Source organism: Nocardiopsis lucentensis DSM 44048 (genome assembly GCF_000341125.1).
Classification (GTDB): Bacteria; Actinomycetota; Actinomycetes; order Streptosporangiales; family Streptosporangiaceae; genus Nocardiopsis; species Nocardiopsis lucentensis.
Window position 1 is genome coordinate 1 of sequence record NZ_ANBC01000862.1, and the last position, 721, is coordinate 721.

At 74.9% G+C, this 721-nt stretch carries 1 protein-coding gene and 1 pseudogene; both read left to right on the plus strand.

The features are described from left to right. Positions 1-598, plus strand: a 598-nt coding sequence (locus D471_RS36920) for an AGE family epimerase/isomerase (RefSeq protein ID WP_017602013.1), incomplete at its 5' end; no start/stop codon positions are given. Beyond that, positions 595-721, plus strand: a pseudogene (locus D471_RS42185) (carbohydrate kinase); the annotation flags it as partial. The gene D471_RS36920 and the pseudogene D471_RS42185, both read left to right, overlap by 4 nt.

Here is a 721-nt window from a genome sequence, read left to right on the forward strand (position 1 = left end):
GCGGGCGCTTCCCGACCACAACCGGGACCGGCCGGACGACCCGTTCCGGCCCTTCGGCAGCACCACCGGCCACCTCCTGGAGTGGGCGCGACTGCTGGTCCATCTGGAGGCGTCCCTGAGGGAGGCGGGGGACCCCGTGCCCCCCTGGTTGCACCAGGACGCCGCCCGGCTCTTCGACCACGCCGTCAGCCGGGGCTGGTCCGCGGACGGGGAGGACGGGTTCGTCTACACGCTGGACTGGGCGGACACCCCCGTCGTGCGTGAACGCATGCACTGGGTGGTCGCCGAGGCCACGATGGCCGCGTGGGCGCTCGGCGCGCGGACCGGGGACGACGCCTACGCACGCCACTACGACCGCTGGTGGGTTTACGCCGACCGCCACCACCTCGACCGCGAGCACGGGAGCTGGCACCACGAGCTCGACCCGGCCGGTCGTCCCTCGGGCGCGGTGTGGCCGGGCAAACCCGACGTCTACCACGCCTACCAGGCGGCACTCCTGCCCCAGGTCGGTCTGGCCGGTTCCCTGGCCGCCGCGCTCGGGAACGGTTCCGGGACAGTCCCCGACGAGCGCGTGACCACGGGCGGAGGAACGGCGTGAGCGGCCCGAGCGCCCGGCTGGTGGTGGTCGGGGAGAACGTCATGGACCTGTTGCCCACGTCCCACGGACCCGACGTCCTGCGCGCCGTCCCGGGCGGCGGGCCCGCCAACACGGCGGGGGGCG